The organism is Liquorilactobacillus sicerae (assembly GCF_029916425.1).
Taxonomy (GTDB): Bacteria; Bacillota; Bacilli; order Lactobacillales; family Lactobacillaceae; genus Liquorilactobacillus; species Liquorilactobacillus sicerae.
This window is the reverse complement of the sequence record NZ_JAHAVQ010000302.1, coordinates 1-418: the sequence shown is the minus strand read 5'-3', so window position 1 is coordinate 418 and position 418 is coordinate 1. Positions and strand designations below refer to the sequence as shown.

At 32.3% G+C, this 418-nt stretch carries 1 pseudogene; it reads right to left on the bottom strand.

Going from position 1 to position 418, the window contains the following annotated elements:
• Positions 1-151: 151 nt before the first annotated feature.
• Positions 152-418: pseudogene (locus KH893_RS12555) on the bottom strand (DnaD domain protein); the annotation flags it as partial.

Sequence of the window (418 nt, the reverse complement as noted above, 5' to 3'; positions counted from 1 at the left end):
GGATAATAATCCGGAAACAAAGGCTGTTTTACCTGGTTAATAAAGTCAATGAGAACATCTACATTATCTTTTAGCAATTGCTTTTTGTTTTGCAGATTATTTTCAGTAACAAATTTATTAACTTGTGGGTTTTTTAATATTTCGCTTAAATTCATGAGTTCTTCTTCTCATGCTGATATTTTGCTAATGCATCTAAAGCAACTTGATTATCGATTTTCTCAGCGGTTCCATAATCTATTTTCTTTTCCTTTTGAACCGGTCCATTTTTGAAATTATGTTTTTCATTCTGTTTTTTCTGTCGGGCCTTGATTGATAAAATTGCTTCTGTGGCATTCTTGACATTTGACTGCAAAAAAGAATCAGCAATTACTTGGGAAAGAGGTGCAGGAAGGTTAGTTGATTCCATTCCAATTATAAC